The 18,067-nt window shown below is 45.2% G+C and carries 14 protein-coding genes and 1 pseudogene; 4 read left to right on the top strand and 11 right to left on the bottom strand.

All coding sequences use genetic code 11. The features are described from left to right. Positions 1-139 precede the first annotated feature (139 nt). Positions 140-2,320 (top strand): 1,4-alpha-glucan branching protein GlgB, encoded by a 2,181-nt coding sequence (gene glgB / locus VFDL14_RS14640; protein ID WP_032550529.1) that lies wholly within the window; start codon positions 140-142, stop codon positions 2,318-2,320. Between the two features lie 100 nt (positions 2,321-2,420). On the opposite strand, the gene VFDL14_RS14645 is transcribed toward glgB, so the two are convergent. From VFDL14_RS14645 to VFDL14_RS14670, 6 genes are all read right to left on the bottom strand, one after another. Then, the gene (locus VFDL14_RS14645) at positions 2,421-2,891 is read right to left on the bottom strand and encodes a TetR/AcrR family transcriptional regulator (protein ID WP_032550527.1); all 471 of its coding nucleotides are present in this window, start codon (positions 2,889-2,891) and stop codon (positions 2,421-2,423) included. A gap of 184 nt (positions 2,892-3,075) precedes the next feature. Then, a complete protein-coding gene (locus VFDL14_RS14650; protein WP_032550526.1) occupies positions 3,076-3,915 on the bottom strand; it encodes an energy-coupling factor transporter transmembrane component T family protein in 840 nt (279 codons plus the stop codon). Further along, positions 3,912-5,606 (bottom strand): ABC transporter ATP-binding protein, encoded by a 1,695-nt coding sequence (locus VFDL14_RS14655; RefSeq protein WP_032550525.1) that lies wholly within the window; start codon positions 5,604-5,606, stop codon positions 3,912-3,914. Before VFDL14_RS14655 ends, VFDL14_RS14650 begins: the two co-directional genes overlap by 4 nt. Before the next feature lie 7 nt (positions 5,607-5,613). Next, positions 5,614-6,162: an ECF-type riboflavin transporter substrate-binding protein gene (locus VFDL14_RS14660; protein WP_032550524.1), complete on the bottom strand. Its 549-nt coding sequence runs from the start codon at positions 6,160-6,162 to the stop codon at positions 5,614-5,616. Between the two features lie 286 nt (positions 6,163-6,448). Further along, on the bottom strand, positions 6,449-7,579 hold the full coding sequence (locus tag VFDL14_RS14665; RefSeq protein ID WP_032550523.1) for an HlyD family secretion protein: 1,131 nt from the start codon (positions 7,577-7,579) through the stop codon (positions 6,449-6,451). Then, positions 7,579-7,977 (bottom strand): DUF3302 domain-containing protein, encoded by a 399-nt coding sequence (locus VFDL14_RS14670; RefSeq protein WP_032550522.1) that lies wholly within the window; start codon positions 7,975-7,977, stop codon positions 7,579-7,581. Before VFDL14_RS14670 ends, VFDL14_RS14665 begins: the two co-directional genes overlap by 1 nt. 201 nt (positions 7,978-8,178) lie before the next feature. On the opposite strand from VFDL14_RS14670, the gene VFDL14_RS14675 reads away from it, so the two are divergent. After that, positions 8,179-9,066 carry a DMT family transporter gene (locus tag VFDL14_RS14675; protein ID WP_032550521.1) on the top strand — a complete coding sequence of 296 codons (888 nt, stop codon included), beginning with the start codon at positions 8,179-8,181 and terminating at the stop codon, positions 9,064-9,066. 80 nt (positions 9,067-9,146) lie between these two features. On the opposite strand, the gene VFDL14_RS14680 is transcribed toward VFDL14_RS14675, so the two are convergent. The 4 genes from VFDL14_RS14680 to deoD form a co-directional block, all read right to left on the bottom strand. Next, positions 9,147-10,727: a GGDEF domain-containing protein gene (locus VFDL14_RS14680; RefSeq protein WP_032550520.1), complete on the bottom strand. Its 1,581-nt coding sequence runs from the start codon at positions 10,725-10,727 to the stop codon at positions 9,147-9,149. Continuing rightward, a complete protein-coding gene (locus tag VFDL14_RS14685) occupies positions 10,708-12,195 on the bottom strand; it encodes a tetratricopeptide repeat protein (protein ID WP_032550519.1) in 1,488 nt (495 codons plus the stop codon). Before VFDL14_RS14685 ends, VFDL14_RS14680 begins: the two co-directional genes overlap by 20 nt. A gap of 190 nt (positions 12,196-12,385) precedes the next feature. Then, a complete protein-coding gene (locus VFDL14_RS14690) occupies positions 12,386-13,855 on the bottom strand; it encodes a lactate dehydrogenase (RefSeq protein WP_032550518.1) in 1,470 nt (489 codons plus the stop codon). Between the two features lie 81 nt (positions 13,856-13,936). Continuing rightward, on the bottom strand, positions 13,937-14,647 hold the full coding sequence (gene deoD / locus VFDL14_RS14695; protein ID WP_032550517.1) for a purine-nucleoside phosphorylase: 711 nt from the start codon (positions 14,645-14,647) through the stop codon (positions 13,937-13,939). A gap of 343 nt (positions 14,648-14,990) precedes the next feature. Here deoD and VFDL14_RS14700 point away from each other — a divergent pair, with 343 nt between their 5' ends. After that, a complete protein-coding gene (locus VFDL14_RS14700) occupies positions 14,991-15,959 on the top strand; it encodes a L,D-transpeptidase family protein (RefSeq protein ID WP_032550516.1) in 969 nt (322 codons plus the stop codon). Positions 15,960-16,080: 121 nt separating this feature from the next. Here the strand turns inward: VFDL14_RS14700 and VFDL14_RS14705 are convergent, their stop codons facing one another. After that, positions 16,081-16,347: an Lpp/OprI family alanine-zipper lipoprotein gene (locus tag VFDL14_RS14705; protein WP_032550515.1), complete on the bottom strand. Its 267-nt coding sequence runs from the start codon at positions 16,345-16,347 to the stop codon at positions 16,081-16,083. Positions 16,348-16,710: 363 nt separating this feature from the next. Between VFDL14_RS14705 and VFDL14_RS14710 the strand changes: the two are divergent. Next, positions 16,711-18,039 (top strand): annotated as a pseudogene (locus VFDL14_RS14710) (DEAD/DEAH box helicase); the annotation flags it as partial. Positions 18,040-18,067: the final 28 nt, after the last annotated feature.

The raw sequence follows: 18,067 nt of genomic DNA, 5'->3' as shown, positions 1-18,067 counted from the left end.
TTGTTGCATAAGAAACTATAATCTTGGTCACTCAAACGTTTCCGTACGTCAGGTACAATAGATCGTCGTTATATTGCCCGCATCCATAGCGGGCATTTTTATTTTATATTTTTTGGATGTTTGGTTAGGGAGAAAGGTTTTGGAAATGAGTTCAATTTCAAAGCAAGAACAAATATATACCCAACTATCACAGGCTTCGTTTGCTGACCCATTCTCATGTTTAGGTCCGTATCTTCCTTCTGATGAAGGTGCATTGCGCGTATGGATCCCAGGTGCAGACAAAGTTGAGTTGATTGTTGGCGACGAACCTCGTGTTGAATTAGTGCGCGAAGGTGACAGTGGTTTTGTCCTAAAGCAAGAGCGCGATTTGCGTTTTACGCACTACAAACTGGCTGTTGATTGGGCTGGTGTAGAACTAATCTTAGACGACCCATATCAATACCATGAGCTGTATGCGAGCTACGAAGCACTGCATACACCAAAAGATATGTACCATCATATGGGCGCTCAGTTTATTACATTGGAGCGTGATGGGGACACAATCTCTGGTACTCGATTCTTAGTTTACGCACCACATGCGTCAGCGGTGAGCTTGGTGGGTAACTTCAACTCTTGGGATGGCCGCCGCCACCCAATGCAGCGTCTTGATTATGGCATTTGGGGTCTATTCATCCCTGAGCTAGAAGAGGGCGCGCAATACAAATTCGAACTGAAAGGTCCAAATGGCGAAGGTCTACCGCACAAAGCCGATCCTTGGGGCTTCTATTCTGAGCAGTACCCATCGTTCTCTTCTGTGACTTATGATCACGCTCGTTACCAGTGGCAAGACAGTCAGTGGCAAAGCCGCCCAGTAACGGAAAAGCGTAAAGAAGCATTGTCGTTCTACGAGCTGCATGCGGGTTCTTGGAAGCGTGACGCTAATGGTGACTTCTTAAACTACCGTGATCTTGCAAAAGAACTGATTCCATACCTAACGGATCTTGGTTACACCCACGTTGAATTGATGCCTGTTTCAGAGCACCCGTTCTACGGGTCATGGGGTTATCAGCCAGTGGGTCTATTTGCACCGACGAGCCGTTTTGGCTCACCAGACGATTTCAAATATTTTGTTGATCAGTGTCACCAAGCTGGTCTTGGCGTGGTACTTGACTGGGTTCCAGCACACTTCCCAAGTGATGATCATGGCTTAGCTAATTTCGATGGCACGCCTCTGTTCCACGATCCAGATCCACGTCGCGGTTGGCATCAGGATTGGAACTCGTACATCTACGACCTAGGTCGTGAGCATGTTCGTCGTTTCCTAGTTTCTAATGCTTTGTATTGGTTTGAGCAATTCCACATTGATGGTATCCGTGTGGATGCTGTGGCTTCGATGCTTTACCTCGATTACTCGCGCAGCCATGACCAATGGGTGCCAAATGTCGACGGTGGTAATGAGAACTACGATGCCATCGCAACATTGAAATGGATGAACGAAGAAGTCTACAAACACTTCCCGAATGCAATGACTATTGCGGAAGAGTCAACGGCATTCCCAGGTGTATCCGCACCGACATTCATGGGTGGTTTGGGCTTTGGCTTTAAGTGGAACATGGGATGGATGCATGACAGCTTGTCTTACATCCAAGAAGACCCTATCAACCGTAAGTATCACCACGACACGATTACTTTCCCACTCGTTTACGCGCACAGTGAAAACTACGTATTGTCTCTGTCGCATGATGAAGTGGTTTACGGCAAGGGCTCTATCCACAATAAGATGCCTGGTGATGAATGGCAGCAAACGGCTAACCTGCGTGCTTACATGGGTTACATGTATGCGCAGCCAGGTAAGAAGCTTAACTTCATGGGCGCTGAGTTCGGCCAAACAGCAGAATGGAACCACGATGACCAACTGCAATGGTTCTTACTTGACTACGAACGTCACCAAGGTGTTCAAAAGCTGACGAAAGATCTTAACCATCTTTACCGAAATGAATCTGCGATGCATGACTTAGATTTCGATCCACAAGGCTTTGAGTGGCGTCTACAAGACTCTGCAGAGGCGAGTATCTTGGCTCATGAACGTATCAGTGAATCAGGTGAACGTGTATTGGTGGTATCGAACTTTACACCGGTACCGCACGAGCACTTCCGTCTGGGCGTTCCGGTACAAGGTCAGTACAGCCTATTACTCAATACTGATGATGCTAAATACAACGGCAGTGGTTTTGAAGTAAAAGAGGTGGCTGAAATCGAAGCGGTTCAAAGCGAAGGCTTGGATACTTCGATTGAACTTAGACTTCCACCATTGGCGACAGTTTTCTACAAACTGAACTAGTGTTAAAGATGTCTAAGTAAGATTGAAAGCAAAATGGGAGCCTCTAAGCTCCCATTTTTTGTGTTTGATTATTGAGTTCTAAGTCAGACTAATTAGTGATTTAGCTAGACTGGTAATCTGTCATCTTAAGAAGTGAACGACCGATGGCGATTTCAATTATTCTTCTAGCGTTCTCACCGAAACTCTCGCGCACCTTTTCACGAAACGCGCCCTCAGCATGCAAATCAAAGTCTTTAGATTGGTCCTTCTGTGACGCATGAAAAAAGATCAGCTTCATGACACTTTGAAACTGCGGCTCTTCTAATGCTTTATCCCATGACTCATGAAAAGCACTCTCACTAGAAAAATTCAGGGGTTGCATGAGAATTGGTAGAATATGCCCATGCAGCACAGCTCTAATCGCGCGAGTTGACGGAAAGTAACCTTGCAGTGTCGTCAGACTCACACCAATCTCTTTTGCGATACGTGCGTACGTGAGCGACTCATGCCCTTCCGCCAAGAAAAGGTCTAGAACGACTTGATTGTATTTCTTTTGATTTTCGAGTTTCTGTTGTTGGGTGATACGAGCCATGGAGTATTAGGATGCTGTTCTGAATTTAGAGTATGGTAATCTGATAACTAAGATATCGCAATTATGAAACAAATAATTCATATTAATTTTTATAAAAAAATAAGTTTCAAAAATAACAATAAAAAAGCCGCTTGGTTAAAGCGGCTTTTCATAACTTAGTATTTTAGGTTGAGACCAGATTATGTTAGAACGGATACCAAAACAGCTCTGGTTCTAATACCCGCTTGGTAATCGCTAGAGCGACAATCAGCACGATAGTAACCAGAGCGATGTAATCTGCCCTCTTAAGCGGCGCTGTACTGTACCAAGTACGTGACTTGTGACGTCCGAAGCCACGTAGTGTCATCGCGTTCGAAATCTCATCAGCGCGGTCTAAACTCGAAAAGATGAGTGGACCCAATATCTTAGCAACATTCTTAATGCGAGCTACGATCGGTGCTTTCTTTGACAGCTCAACACCACGTGCTTGTTGGGCATGCATGATGTTGATGAAGTCCTTTTTCACCTCTGGCAGGTAACGCAGTGTCAGACTAACGGCATAAGCGATCTTATAAGGTACACCAATGCGGTTAAGGCTTGCTGCAAACTCTGTTGGATGCGTTGTAAAGACAAAGATTAATGCAATCGGGAACATGCTCATGTATTTCAGAGTCACTGTTATGAGATAAAACAGTGTCTCTTGGCTCAAAGAGTAGTTACCCGGAAGAGTCATTAGAATGTGCTCGCTACCAATCAGCTCAGTACCTTGTTGAGGGGCAAGCAAATACATAAATAACGCATTCAAACTCAGAACACTAAATGTACCAATCAGCAGTGGCTTATAAACGCTCACAGGCACTCTTGTCATTCTGAGCAACAATAGACCAGTCGTGATCAGCAATACAATTAAGCGCAAGTCAAAGGTGGTCAATACTACAGTTACCCACGCGAGAAACAGTGCAAACTTAGTGATGCCGTTCAATGCGTGCAAAGGAGATTGAGTATCGATATAGTTGATACCAAACTTTATCTTAGAGGCATTCATATTACGCTTCTCTCGTAGTCGATGAAGTACTGCATAAATGCGTTGGTATCTTCGATTTTCATCATTGTCGCAAGTTCGTAAATACTGGTGGTACACAAGTTGGCACGGTCTAACAGCGAAGGTTGGCTGAACACTTCAGTCATCGGTGCGTTGGCAATAAGTTTGCTGTCAGCAATCACAATAGAGCGTGTGGTGTACTCAAGCACCAGATGCATGTCATGAGAGATGATCACCACCGTAATACCCAATTCTCTGTTTAGCTTTTGAATAAACGCCAACATAGATGTGTAGTTACGATAGTCTTGACCGGCTGTTGGCTCATCGAGAATCAATAATTCTGGCTCAAGAACAAGAATAGCTGCAATGGTAACACGCTTCTTTTGTCCGTAGCTTAGAGCCTCAATCGGCCAGTGACGGAACTTGCTCAAGCCGCAAAGCTCTAGTACTGACTCAACCTTTTGTTTAATGCTCTCTTCATCAATACCACGATTACGTAGGCCGAATGCCACTTCGTCGAAAATCATATGGTGTGAAATCATATGATTTGGGTTTTGCATAACAACGCCGACTTTCTGGCTACGCTCAAAAATAGAGAGTGTGCTTAGGTCCTCACCGTTAAGGTAAGCAGAACCCGAATCAGCCTCAATCACGCCCATGATCAACTTGGTGATGGTCGATTTACCAGAACCGTTTTTGCCTAAGATCGAAACAAACTCACCTTTGCCAATTTTAAAGCTGACATCTTCAAGCGCGTTCTTTTCACCATCGTAGGAGTAGGTAAGACCGTGTACTTCAAGTAGCGGTGTGTATTGCTTTTCAGCTTGTGCTGGTGGACGTTGGTTAAACCAACCTTGTACTGTTGGCCTAAAGGCCTTGTAATCCAGAGACTTTAAGTTCGAGAGGGTGTCTTTTGCTGAAAGTGGCACCTGTGCAGCTTTTAGCGCTGAAAGGTACAGAGGCTCACGGATCCCGTGCTTTTCGAGGAGTCCTGACGCAAGCAGCTCATCAGGTGTCGAGTCGGAAATGATCTCACCTTGGTCCATCAGAATCACGCGGTCGACATGGCGATGCAACACATCCTCAAGTCGATGCTCGATAATAATGACGGTTTTGTTGGTTTCACGATGCAGTTGATCGATGATCTCGATAGTCGCTTTGCCCGTCTTTGGGTCTAAGCTCGCTAACGGCTCATCAAAGAGTAGTGTATCTACTTCGTCAACAAGAATGCCTGCCAGTGAAACACGCTGTTTCTGGCCACCAGAGAGGTCGTGAGGCGAACGTTCAAGCATGTCTGCTAGGTCGACCATCTTTGCGGTCGATTTCACTAACGGATACATGTCGATGTTTGACATCAGTTGGTTTTCTAGTGCAAAGGCAATATCTTCACCGATGCTAAGGCCAACAAACTGGCTGTCAGTGTCTTGAAGAACGGTGCCGACTTGTTCGGTAAAGTCATGCATAGAGAAGCTAGCACAGTCTTTGCCAGACATCTCCAATTTACCGGTCACTTCGCCTTTTGTAGCGTGAGGGATTAAGCCATTTAAACATTGACCAAGGGTAGACTTGCCGCTACCACTTGGTCCAATAATGACGATTTTCTCTCCTTTCTCTATCCTTAGATTGATATTTTTTAGCGTCGGTTTATCCAGCGACTCATATCTAAAAGAGAAGTTCGAAAATGCGATAGTCATTAAACGCTTATGCCTCTGTTAGGTTACGGCTTTGCTTATTGCGTTTTGCAACAGATTTCAAAATTAGGAAGCCTACGACAGCGATCAATACTGTGTTGCCTGCTGCAATGATAGAAAGTTGTGTGAAGACTTTAGTGAACGGTTCCGCGTAAAGAATCGTGTCTAGGAATGCTGAGCAGCCGTAACCTACCACGTTACCTGCTAGCGCTAAGATGACGAAAAGAGCAAAATCTTTCATTGGTAGCTCACCTTGAGCAAGGCGGTTCTTCGTCATTACTGGGAATAGGCCAATGACCATGCCCACGATACCTGAACCCAGCACCCAAGTTAACCAAACGCCCCAACCAGCGAAAAGGTCGGTAACCCAGTGGCCGATGAAGCCGACAAGGAAGCCTACGATTGGGCCGAATAGAACAGAGAACAGCGCAAGCACTGCCATTGCTGGCTTAAGAGTGGTGTTGGCAAAGACAGGCACACCAAACATAGGTAGACCACCAATGCCGTATAGGGCAGCGCCGATGGCAATGACGACGACAGTTTTCGCTGAAAAGTTCATAGATAACCTCAAATGAAAAATTTGCTTTATAAAGAGCGTTTATTCGCCATTGAATTATAAGAAGTCTTAAAGACGATTTTTTAGGCAAATATAAAAAATAAGGCGCGCATTATACAGTAGAAATACGCCACAAGGAAAGATAAGTGTCTGGATGTCTAAATAACTCTAAGGGCTTGGTTAAAGGGTGATGGATATGCGGAGTTTTTGGCCACTAACAATCAAAAAAGCCAGACAGTGTCTGGCTTTTGGCGTTGTTGTTAACACTCGAATGAGCGTGTTTAAAGCGTTAGTGATCTAAGTAGAGGTAGTTTTGCCAGCTCTTCATACGAATCAGAACCTTACGCATAACAGATACGTGGGTGAAGCTATCAGAATAAACCGCAACTTCGACCGCTGTTCCCATTGGAAGGTGATATTCCGATAGATCGTCGGTAATCGTTAGCTTTGCAAATACGCGACCACTGGTTTTGAGTGCTTCAGTACCCAGGAGTGCACCACGAGCTTGGAATTGGCTTTCACCAATTGCTGGAAGCACCTCTTCAATACGCCCTTTGAATACCTTGCCCGGAAGCGCACGGAATAGAAACTCTGCCTCAAAGCCTGGCTGTAGGCGCTGTAGCGAGTTCTGACGGAATGCCGCGGTATAGAACTGCTCTTCAGTGTGAACAAAGGTCATCACAGGTGCAAGTGGCAGTGGAACCGCCATAACACCAGGTCGCAGTGCCAATTGAGTCACGTAGCCATCTGTTGGAGCTCGAACAACCGTTTGGTCAAGATCGAATTGTGCCTTACGTAAGTCAGCCAATAAGCCAGCTACTGCCGTGTTCTCACCACCGATTTCAGAGTTAAGGGCAATCTGTGCTTGCTCTTGGCTAGCTTCAGCCACTTTAAGCGCTGCTTCTGCCGCTTTGTATGCTTGGCGACGAGTATCCAGTTGTTGCTCGGTGAAGGCACCGCTATTAAAGCCGCGTTGGTATCGAGAAAACTCACGTTGCGCCTTGTCACGTTCAGCAATCGCTTTGATTTTCGCTGCTTCAGCCTCAGCAACCTGAGACTCAAGACCTAGCGCACCTTGACTTGCCTCTTTTACTTTTGCTTCTAATTTCGCCACTTCTGCTTCAAATGGGATAGGGTCGATCTTAAATAAGATGTCGCCTTTTTTCAGAGGCTTGTTTGGTTCAACCGGTACCTCAATTACCTTACCTCTGACACCTGAAACGATCGGTGTGGTTGAGTAGATTTGGTTACCGATTTGAGTAAATGGATGGTTATAGTTCATCAACAAGATAAGGGTGCCAATGATGACTACACCACCCAGTACTGCGGTCGGGACTGTCCATTTGTTAAGAGGGATATTGAACACTTTGAAAATGGTGATACAAAGCGCCGCATAGGTCATTATCAGTAGTAAATCCATTACTTAACCTCCTGATCTTTTGACTGTTCTTGGCTTGGAGTGTCTGGCGACGGTTGTGTCGCTACCGCTTGTTTGAGTGCTGCGACTTCTTGTTGCAGAGCGGTGACTTGGTCGATGAGCGTATCAACACGATGGTGAGTGTCGTGCTGTTCTTCTTCTAGTTTGGCGAAACCCCAGCCACGGTCTGTACGCCATAGCGTTGCCCAAATCCAAAGGAATGGCCAAATGGCATGAAGTGTAAACAGGCTAACCCAGCCGGAAACATGAATGGCATCTTGATGAGGGTGGTTACGTTCTTTAGCGATTTCATATGGGATGTCATGAATCACGATGATTCCGTAAAAAATGACTAGTGCAACAAAAATTAATAAGCCGAGTGCAAAATAGTCTAAAAACATAACAGATCCTTGTAATGTTATTTATGAGTTATCAATATAGTACGCTATCGTACAAGTAATTGTTATAAAAATGATTTGTTTGCATATAATTTTTAGAACGGACACCGATAAACAATAGATTGATACTATCGGACACTTTGTTAGTGTGCACTTACCACTCTGAAGCTAAGGAGAGCGATAAGGTGAGAAAGCAGGTGAGCAATGAGTTATGTAGGTGAAGTAGCGGCGATTGGAGCCGCTATTGTTTGGGCTGGTGCTACGTGGATCTACAGTCAGTTTAGCCACCGTTTTTCTGCGATGCAGTTGAATATCGTTAAAGGGGTTGTAGCCTCGGCGATGATGATGTTTGTTATTCCTTTGATGCCGATGCCTGAGCTGAAATTAGAGTCGACCCATATCTTGGTACTCGCGGTATCAGGAGTTATAGGGATTGCAATAGGTGATAGCGCCTATTTTGCATCATTGAAACGAATAGGGGCGAACAAGACGTTATTGCTTGAATCGCTCGCGCCGCCTTTATCTGGCGTGCTGGCTTTGATGCTGCTCGGTGCCGCACTCTCTCTGCAGAGTTGGCTAGGGGTGATTATTACCACAATGGCGGTCACATTTGTCGTGTTTCAGCCTAGTAAGCAAGAAGAAAGTGTTGATTGGAGTGGCGTCGGTTACGGTTTGTTGGCCAGTGTTTGTCAGGCATCCGGAGTGGTTATTTCGCACTATGCATTGGTCGCCGGTGATATCCCGCCTTTACTTGGTGCTTTGATCCGCTTAGCGGTTGGTGTATTCGCAGTGATCTTAATGATTCGATTCTTCGAACCTAAGCCATTTTCTAGTATGGCTAAACACTTAAAACAGATGGGTAAAAACGATAAAGCGTGGTTATTGGGGGCTATTTTTGTTGGGACCTTCCTCGCACTCTGGCTTCAGCAAGTGGCGCTTAAGCATGCCAATCCCGCGATTGCACAAACACTAATTGCGACCAGCCCAGTATTTATTCTGATCATTTATGCCTTCAAAGGGGAGTCAATCTCCAAGCAGAGTTTGATAGGGACGTTGTGCGCTGTAGGCGGTATTTCTCTGTTTTTCCTCTGAGAATTTAGATACAAAAATAGAGAGGCGATGACCTCTCTATTTTAATTACTGTTATTTGCCAAGTTATCTATCAGATATGGTTACTCGGTACAGACTTGGTTTCGTCCGTTCGCTTTAGCTCGATAGAGCGCCTTATCAGCGCGGTAGAAGGTACGTTGCGTGTTCTCACCATCACGATGTAGCGTAATACCGACACTGACGGTGAGCCCTCTTTCACCTAATATTTCATGCCAACCAAACTGGAAGATACGTTCTCGATAATTCTCCGCGTGCATAGCGGCTTGTGCTTGAGTGGCGTTTTCTAAAATAACCAAGAACTCTTCACCACCAAAACGCACACAAGAAGCGCCGCGGAATTTAAAGTAACCAGCTAACTCTTGCGCAACGCTAACGATCGCTTTATCACCGACTAAGTGGCTTAGCTCGTCATTGATCGATTTGAAGTGGTCGATATCGACGACCAGCAGTGCAAACGGTGTATTGTGGATGAGAAGGTCTTTGAGTTTCACATCTAGCCAACGACGGTTATGTAAACCTGTCAGTGGGTCGGTAAATACGTCTTGTTGCAGCTGAGCTACCGCATTTTTGTGTTGTTCCGTGGTCTCTTTAAGCTCTTTGTTCTCTTGCTCAGATAAGATGAGCTTGAGTTGCAATTCGAAACGAGATAGCCGACGCAGTTGACTTGCCCCAAGCTCACTGATTGGAATCTGTTTCATCAGGTCGGTTTCGATGCGGTAACCTTTCTTCTCGTGCTCTAAGGCTTCTTTATAGCGCCCTTGATGCATGCACACTTCACTCATGGAATCGTAGAAGCGCTTAGCCAACACCGGCGATGAGTAGCTTTTTACTCTCTTGCTGGTGCTCTCGAGAATCATACTCGCGTAATCTTGCTTGTTGATGATAGTTAAGCAATGTGCGAGCTCTAAACGAATCATAGTAGCTAACCAACTTGCTTGTGTGTTGGTTGCTGTATGTTGAACAGATGAGATGCAGCGTAGTGCTTCGTGATATTTTTTCTGTGCGCGGTAGACCTTGGCTTGGTAGAGCGAGATCTGCGCAGTAAGCAGTTTATTACTCACCAAAATACTCAGCTCTTCGCACTCACGAAGCAGGTCACTGGCAGCGGTGATTCGGTTGAGATGAAGGAAGCTAGCGACCATGTGAAGCTTGAATTTCAAGCGCAGCAGGCGACTACTAATGGCATGATCGATACTGCTGATTTTTTGGTAATAGCGCAGTGCTCGGTTGTGATCGCCATAAGCATCACACAAGTTACCCATACCCAAGATAGCCATTACGTATTCGTCAATATGTCCGTGTTCGACGGCAATCGTCGATGAGCTGATAAACTCATTGAGTGCGGCTGTGTAATCCCCTTTTTCCACCAAGCGACTGCTGAGACTGGTTTTGACTGTTAGTATGTCTTCAACATCGCCGGGTAAGGTTAGAAGATCGAGCGCGGCGCGCAGCTCGTCGATACTGATTTGATTCTGTTGTAGCTCAGCTCTGTATTCAGAGCTAATAATGTAGCAGTGTGCTTGTTCTTGCTGCGTGGTCGCAATGTGTTGGCGAATGTGATTCCAGAAAATGATCGCTTCTTCACCAGAAACTGAAGAAGGATCTAAGCCTGCGTCCGTGATCTTATTTAATAACGTTTCCATCAGTCTCTTTCTCAGCTTCGTCTTCTTCTAATTGTTCTAAGGTGAACGGGAAGGTCAAGATGTCGTGAAGTGTCACCACAGGTAGAGCGCCTTTAAGTCCTTTTCTGTGCCAAGGGTAAATGTTGAGCATGGTGGTGAGCTTGTCGAAGACAGATTGAGCTGCATTGCCCTTTTCCGCCAGCATGAGCGCAACACGTTCGCCGCTCAAACGTGAGATAAAATCTTCTTGGTTACAGAAGGTGTGAGCGAGTTCGGTACACACTTCGAGATAGTTAGGATCGTCATGTTGGAACATAATGATACTGTGATTTGAACGCTTAAGCTCGGTTTTAAAGAGCACCAGTTGCTCCCACCAAAACGTTTCTGACACCACATGAGAGAATTGCTTCTCTGGGTCATACTCGTATTGACCGCGGATTCGGTTAATCAATTTACGAGCGCGTTGTTCAAGTTGGCGCTTTGAGCTGCGAGCTTTATCTAATCCGACACGTGTAGTCTGCTCACGAAGCATGTTGGTCGAATATTGACGGTATTTCTTAAAGGCAACAAGTGCCGCTTGGTAATCTTGATTCTCTTCGGCTACCAATGATTGCTGGTAGCAAATCTGGCTTAGTAACTCACCATTATCAAATTCGTTAGCTGACTGCTCCGCATGGGTGAGCAGTTCAGACGCTTGATGTGGTCGCTTTCTCAATAATTCTAAACGAGCACGGCTAATGAAAGAGTGCGCTTTCATCCACACTAGGTTGTGCTCAACAGCCAGCTTGTGCGCTTTGGCGGTCGCTTGTTCAGCGTCATCAAGACGTTCAAGGCCAAGCAGAGCCAATCCTCTAAAGTCCCAAACCTCTGCATGCCACGTGTTATCTGGGTGGTCTTTTAGCGCTTCTTCTGCACCATCAAGCACAGAGAGCATCTCAACGTAATTGTTGAGTAGGTAGTAGTCCCACGCGAGCAGGATTCTCGCTTTACCTTCAAGCCAACCAATTCGGCTATTATTTGCCACCTTTACGGCAAGCTGGTGGGTAGAGCGTGCGAGTTTGTACTCATGGGTGATACGCCATATATTCCCCAACCCAATCAGGCATTCGATTTGAATTTCAAGCTCGTCGACTAATGCAGACTGTTCGAGGGCATTAATCCAGTATTGCTGAGCAGAGTAGTATTTGGCTTGTCCCCAGAACTGGAGCGCATGAAGGTGAAGAATTTCAGGAAGAAAAAGATCAGTATCGAGTCGACTTTGGCGCTTATAGGCCTCTTTGATGTACTTTAAGCCTTTGCGATAATCCATAAGATTCCAGCAACAGCGAGACATCAACATTAATGACTGAATCGCCCCCTCTTCAAACAGAACCTGTTCTGCTCTCACCAAGCACTGCTCAGCTACCTCGAAGACGACGGCAGGTTCTGAGTCTATACGCTTTTTGAGTTGTTCAAGCTCTGTTTCAATTAGATACTGGTTTTTGTCCAAGGCATAAGTCCATTATTATCGAACATACTGATAACACCATCATTATAAGTATGTGATTTAGGATAAGCACTAATTATCTAACGAAGAGGTGATACCAAGTAATGATCTTTTCGATTAATGAGTGCTACCTCATGTTATTACTTGGTATTCAACTACTTCTAGTATATTCAACTAGATGGTTATCTTTTCGTTACGACAGCAGTTGCTTCAGAGTTAGAGGTTGTTCAGCAACACCTAAGCGTTGTGCTGCGGTTAGCCCCTCTTTATCTTGATAGCACAAATTATGCCAAGCTCTGAAAATATCGAGCAGAGGAAGGATGCCACCAGGACGCAGTTTACGTCTTGGTTCATTAATAAAGCCATCAAACAGGACCTGGAATCGCTGTTGATAGAACTTGGTCTGCTTAAGAGAAGCGTGTTCGAACCAATGTTCTGGCTGCGTGTTGCTACCCGCGAGGTAACAGATACCTTTTTGCTTGTCACCTTGATTCGCGATAGCCCAACGGTCTCGCCACCAACTCATGTGCACAATATCGATTTTCTCAAACCCTAAACTGTCGTCCCACAAGGCATCTTCTTCAACATACATCAGGTCAACGTTGTTGTTTTGGATCCGTGGTAGGCAGACACTCAATGCCGCTGAACGTAATAGCGGATCTTGAGGCAAGTAAATAGAAACAGGTTTGCTCTCGTCACACATGTCTAATACATGTAAGAAATGTGCATAAGAGGTATAAGGCGGACGAACCAAAGCGCCTTTAGACGGATAACTAAAAGAGGTAAGGTTACCCATCGGATCTTCGACATTGCCGCGAGCAAGAATTACTTGGTATTGCTGCTCAATGCGCTTTTTAAGATCATCGGACGAGGTCGGCAGCTCTAAGTTAGCCTCAGAAGAGTGCTCTTTTGAGACGAATCGAGCGACTGAGTCGTAAGGGTTATGGTCAACATTGCCAACAGGCTCTTCATTTTGAGAGTAGTTGACGTGTTGGCAAAGGATGTAGCCTGAGTGAGCTTCACCAGTGGCGATCCACACAACGCCATTATTGCTATGTGGCTGCAGTCGCTGGTAATCGGAAGCAAATTGGTAATCCTTCGCGTGATTTACCCAACGCGCATCGATCATCGCCAATTTACGACGACAGCGGCTCGCAATATGATCCACATGATCATAGAAGGTTTTTGGGTTGATCTCTAACTTGCGGCAGATTTCACGTACGGAATAACCCATGAACAACAGGCCCATGAGGTTTTCTTGGAATTGCAGTTTTTTGTTAGAACCTGACCACTTATCAACAAACGTCGATTGGCAATCTTTACAGCGATAACGTTGTCTATCTCCGCTGTAGCCAAAAGCATGGTAAAGGTGTTTGTGAGTGTGGACAGAAAGCCCAAAGTTATCGCAATCATCATTGCGACAAGCAGGAAGGCCGTCACTATGGAGGTGACGAAGCCGATGAAGTTCATTCAAAACTTCATGGTTGTTAAGTAAGGGGGGGAAAGCTCCACATTCACGACAAACCATCGCTGGACGCTTTGGGTTTGCATGTTGCAAAACATAACGTTTTGCATCGCTCAAGCCAAAGTTGTCACACGCCAATGTTTTACAAAAGTTGAGTTGTAAACCGTCCGCGTCTTTTGGCAGCTCGTCGTTGGACACGATCGCCCCCTCGGGATTATTTGGGCAGCCAAGCGAACTTGGCTGCGGGGTATTGCTTTTCAAAGTATCGTTAATCAATGATTAGATGTTGATAGCTGTCTCTAGAGCTACTTTCATCATGTCGTTGAACGATTTTTGACGCTCTTCTGAGCTTAGTTTTTCACCACGGATGATGTGGTCAGAAACTGTTAGGATTGTTAGTGCTTTCGCGCCTAGGTCTGCAGCAACGCCGTAGATACCTGCCGCTTCCATGTCTACACCTAGGATGCCTAGTTTTTCCATCTTCTCGAAGATGTCTGCTTCAGGTGTGTAGAATAGGTCAGCAGAGAATACGTTACCTACTTTAACTGGTACTTCTTGAGCGCGCGCTTGGTTTACAGCTTCTTCTAGAAGACCGAAATCAGCGATTGCTGCAAAGTCGTGGTCGTTAAAACGAATGCGGTTAACTTTAGAGTCAGTTGATGCACCCATACCGATAACAACGTCCATTAGTTTAACGTCGTCACGTACTGCGCCACAGCTACCAACACGGATAACATTTTTTACACCGTACTCAGCAATAAGTTCGTGTACGTAGATGCAGCATGAAGGGATACCCATACCGTGGCCCATTACAGAAACTTTCTTACCTTTGTAAGTGCCTGTGTAGCCGAACATGTTACGAACATCACAAACTTGCTTCACGTCATCAAGGAATGTTTCAGCGATGTATTTTGCGCGAAGTGGGTCACCCGGCATCAGTACAGTTTCAGCGAAATCACCAGCTTGTGCGTTAATATGAGGTGTAGCCATTGTCGTTCTCCAAATTTATAGCGGTAATTATAGGAACAGAATTTTTAATTACCGTTTCTGTTGAATTGAATTCGTTTCGTTGAGGCAATATTAGCGACTTAAAACGGTGTTCCTTGAGAAGCTGGTCACAAAAAGAGGCGTTTCTAACAATTGATCGATCGTTAATAACTAAAAATGTTGAAACCGTAAAGGCAATCGATTTTGCCAAGCCGATATCTGTTGATTTGAGGAAGGAAGCAGCGAACGTGGCGTGATTCGTGTGCGAAACGTCGTTTATGCGCATTGTCGAGACAAGGATTCAACATTAATCTAAAATGATAATAATAAAAAAACAGGGTTGTTTATGTCGTACCTCTCAAGCTCAACGCTTCTTAACGTAGTAAAAAAACGAATAATTAAAAAACACATTGCTGTTGCTTCGCTGCTGGCTTCTAGTCTTTATTCTGCCTTTAGTGTCGGGGCAACCTTTGAGTTACCACCGAGTGATAGCCGTGTTGTTGGCCGGATACAGCATCATGAAGTTGTTGCTGGAGAAACGTTAGCTCTGATCGCGAAGCAGTATGATATTGGTTTTTTGTCTCTAATGGCTGCAAATAAAGGGGTCGACCCATTCTTGCCGGCTGAAGGCTATGTGCTGAGTATTCCTAGTCGATTTATCCTTCCTGACACTCCACGCCAAGGTGTTGTGATCAATCTAGCCGAGCTGAGACTTTACTACTTTGAACCGGAAAAGAATCTTGTTCATGTGTTCCCTGTGGGGATAGGGCGAGTAGGACGAGATACACCAGAGATGGTGACGACGATTAGCCAAAAACGACCGAATCCTACATGGACGCCACCGAAATCCATTCGCGAAGAGTACTTGAGTAAAGGTATTGAGCTTCCACCAGTTGTACCAGCAGGCCCAGAGAACCCACTAGGAGAATATGCTTTGAGGTTGGCTTATGGTGCGGGAGACTATCTTATCCATGGAACCAATAAAGACTTTGGTATTGGACTACGTGTCAGTTCCGGTTGCATTCGAATGGAGCCGAAAGACATTGAATGGCTGTTCGAGAGAGTGAATAAGGGTGAGAAGGTCACGATCATCAATGAACCGATCAAAGTGGCATTGGAGCCCGATCGTAGCGTATTTGTTGAAGCGCATGAGCCCTTAACACGTAGCGATGGTTCTAAAAAGCCATTAACGATTCCTATTGAGTTGAAGTGGTGGCTGGATGAAGCTGATGTCTCTAACTCGAAAGCTAAATCCGTGATTTTTGCTCAGAACGGTGTGCCTGTAGAGATAGCACCGCCCACTCAGCAGTGGTAGGCATAAGTCTTCAACCCTTCCTGCAATTCAGCTCGCTCAATCAGCTTCGTAAAACATACTTAGCGACAAACAAAAGCGCCACTGCAAAATACAGTGGCGCATGAACTCTTTAGTAGATAGGTTACTTAGTGTAAGAGTTTGCGATATTGTCGATACGCTCGTTAGCACGCATCGCTTCTTCTTTCGCTGCCATCGCTGCGTCAGTCGCTTCTTGAGCTTTCATTTCTGCGTCTGCTTTTTCACTCTTAAGAGCTTCAACTTCACTGCTTAGTTGAGCCACTTGATTTGATAGCTGTTCTACTTCCGACATTGCCGCTTCTTCTGGATCTGAAGAACAACCTGCCAATACAAACACAGAGGCTGCAGCTGCGATTAACACCTTATTCATAAGAACTCCTTGCTTATTGATCATCAAAAGATGCGCTATACATTCTTAATCATATAGTCGCTTCAACTTTGATTGTAGCGACTAATTACTTAAGCGCAAAAGTGATCCTAGGAAAAATTGCCAAATTATTGAGGTAATTAGCAAGGTGTCACACGGATTCTCAAAATTGAGAATGGTAAACTCCTCTTCTTTGTCATGCCTATATCTTTATGATGCTTAACGCGAATTTACTGTATCCATGATAGAACGCTCACTAAGAATCCCAGATAAATTTTCTGTGATCTCTATCCTTATAACGGGGTTTCGCGGTATCATGTCGCGTTAAATTAATTTTGTTCAATACCATCAAGACTGGAGAGTCCTTTGCACTTTAAAGATTTAGGCTTAGATAATCGCTTACTGAAGAACTTAAAACATTATGACTTTAAGAAAGCGACAGAGATCCAACAGAAAGCGATCCCTGTTGCTATTGCCGGTAAGGATCTATTGGCTTCATCAAAAACGGGATCAGGTAAAACATTGGCATTTGTACTGCCGATGATTCACAAAGCATTAAAAACAAAAGCGTTTTCTGCTCGTGATCCACGTGGTGTAATCTTGGCTCCGACGCGTGAGTTGGCAAAGCAAGTGTATGGCGAACTTCGTAGCATGCTTGGTGGGTTGTCTTACGATGCAGCGTTAATTCTTGGTGGTGAGAACTTTAACGATCAAGTGAAAGCACTACGTAAGTACCCACGTTTTATTGTGGCAACTCCAGGTCGTCTTGCTGACCACCTAGAGCATCGTTCATTGTTCTTAGACGGTGTTGAGACACTAATTCTAGATGAAGCAGACCGTATGCTTGATTTGGGTTTTGCTCCAGAGCTTCGCCGCATTGCTAACGCAGCTAAGCATCGTCGTCGTCAAACGCTGATGTTCTCTGCAACGCTGGATCACGCGGAAGTAAATGGCATTGCTAACGAAATGCTAGATGCCCCGAAACGTATCGCAATCGGTGTTTCAAATGAAGAGCACCTAGATATCACTCAGAAATTCTACTTGTGTGATCACCTTGATCATAAAGAAGCGATTCTTGATCGTGTTTTGGAAGAAGCAGAATACCGTCAGGTGATGATCTTCACGGCAACACGTGCAGATACTGATCGCCTGACAGAAAAGCTGAACGAGAAGAAGCTGAAAGCAGTGGCGTTGAGCGGTAACCTTAACCAGACGCAACGTAACGCTATCATGAGTCAGTTTGAGCGCGCAGTGTACAAGATCTTGGTTACGACAGACGTTGCCTCTCGTGGTATTGATATCCCGAACGTGAGTCACGTGATTAACTTTGATATGCCTAAGCACACTGAAGAATACGTTCACCGTGTTGGTCGTACCGGCCGTGCTGGTAATAAAGGTGATGCAATCTCTTTGGTTGGTCCAAAAGACTGGGACAGCTTCAAGCGTGTAGAGCTTTACCTACAACAAGATCTTACTTTCTCAGTACTTGAAGGCCTGAAAGGTAAGTTCAAGGGTATCAAACCTCGTAAGCCAGCTTTCAAGAAAGGCGGCCCTGCGAAGAAGACTAATAAGCCACAAGTGAAGAAAGCGCCGAAGAAACCGGTTAAGCGCGATAAGAGCTTCCACCAAAATGTGGCAGTGGGTGATTCAGTCTTTATCCCTAAAAAGAAAGTCGCACAAAAGGTCGACGAAAAAAAAAAAAAAAAACCGCCGTTAATGGCGG

The organism is Vibrio fortis, from assembly GCF_000695685.1.
In the GTDB taxonomy this organism is placed as follows: domain Bacteria; phylum Pseudomonadota; class Gammaproteobacteria; order Enterobacterales; family Vibrionaceae; genus Vibrio; species Vibrio fortis_A.
This window is presented reverse-complemented; position numbering and strand designations above follow the sequence as displayed.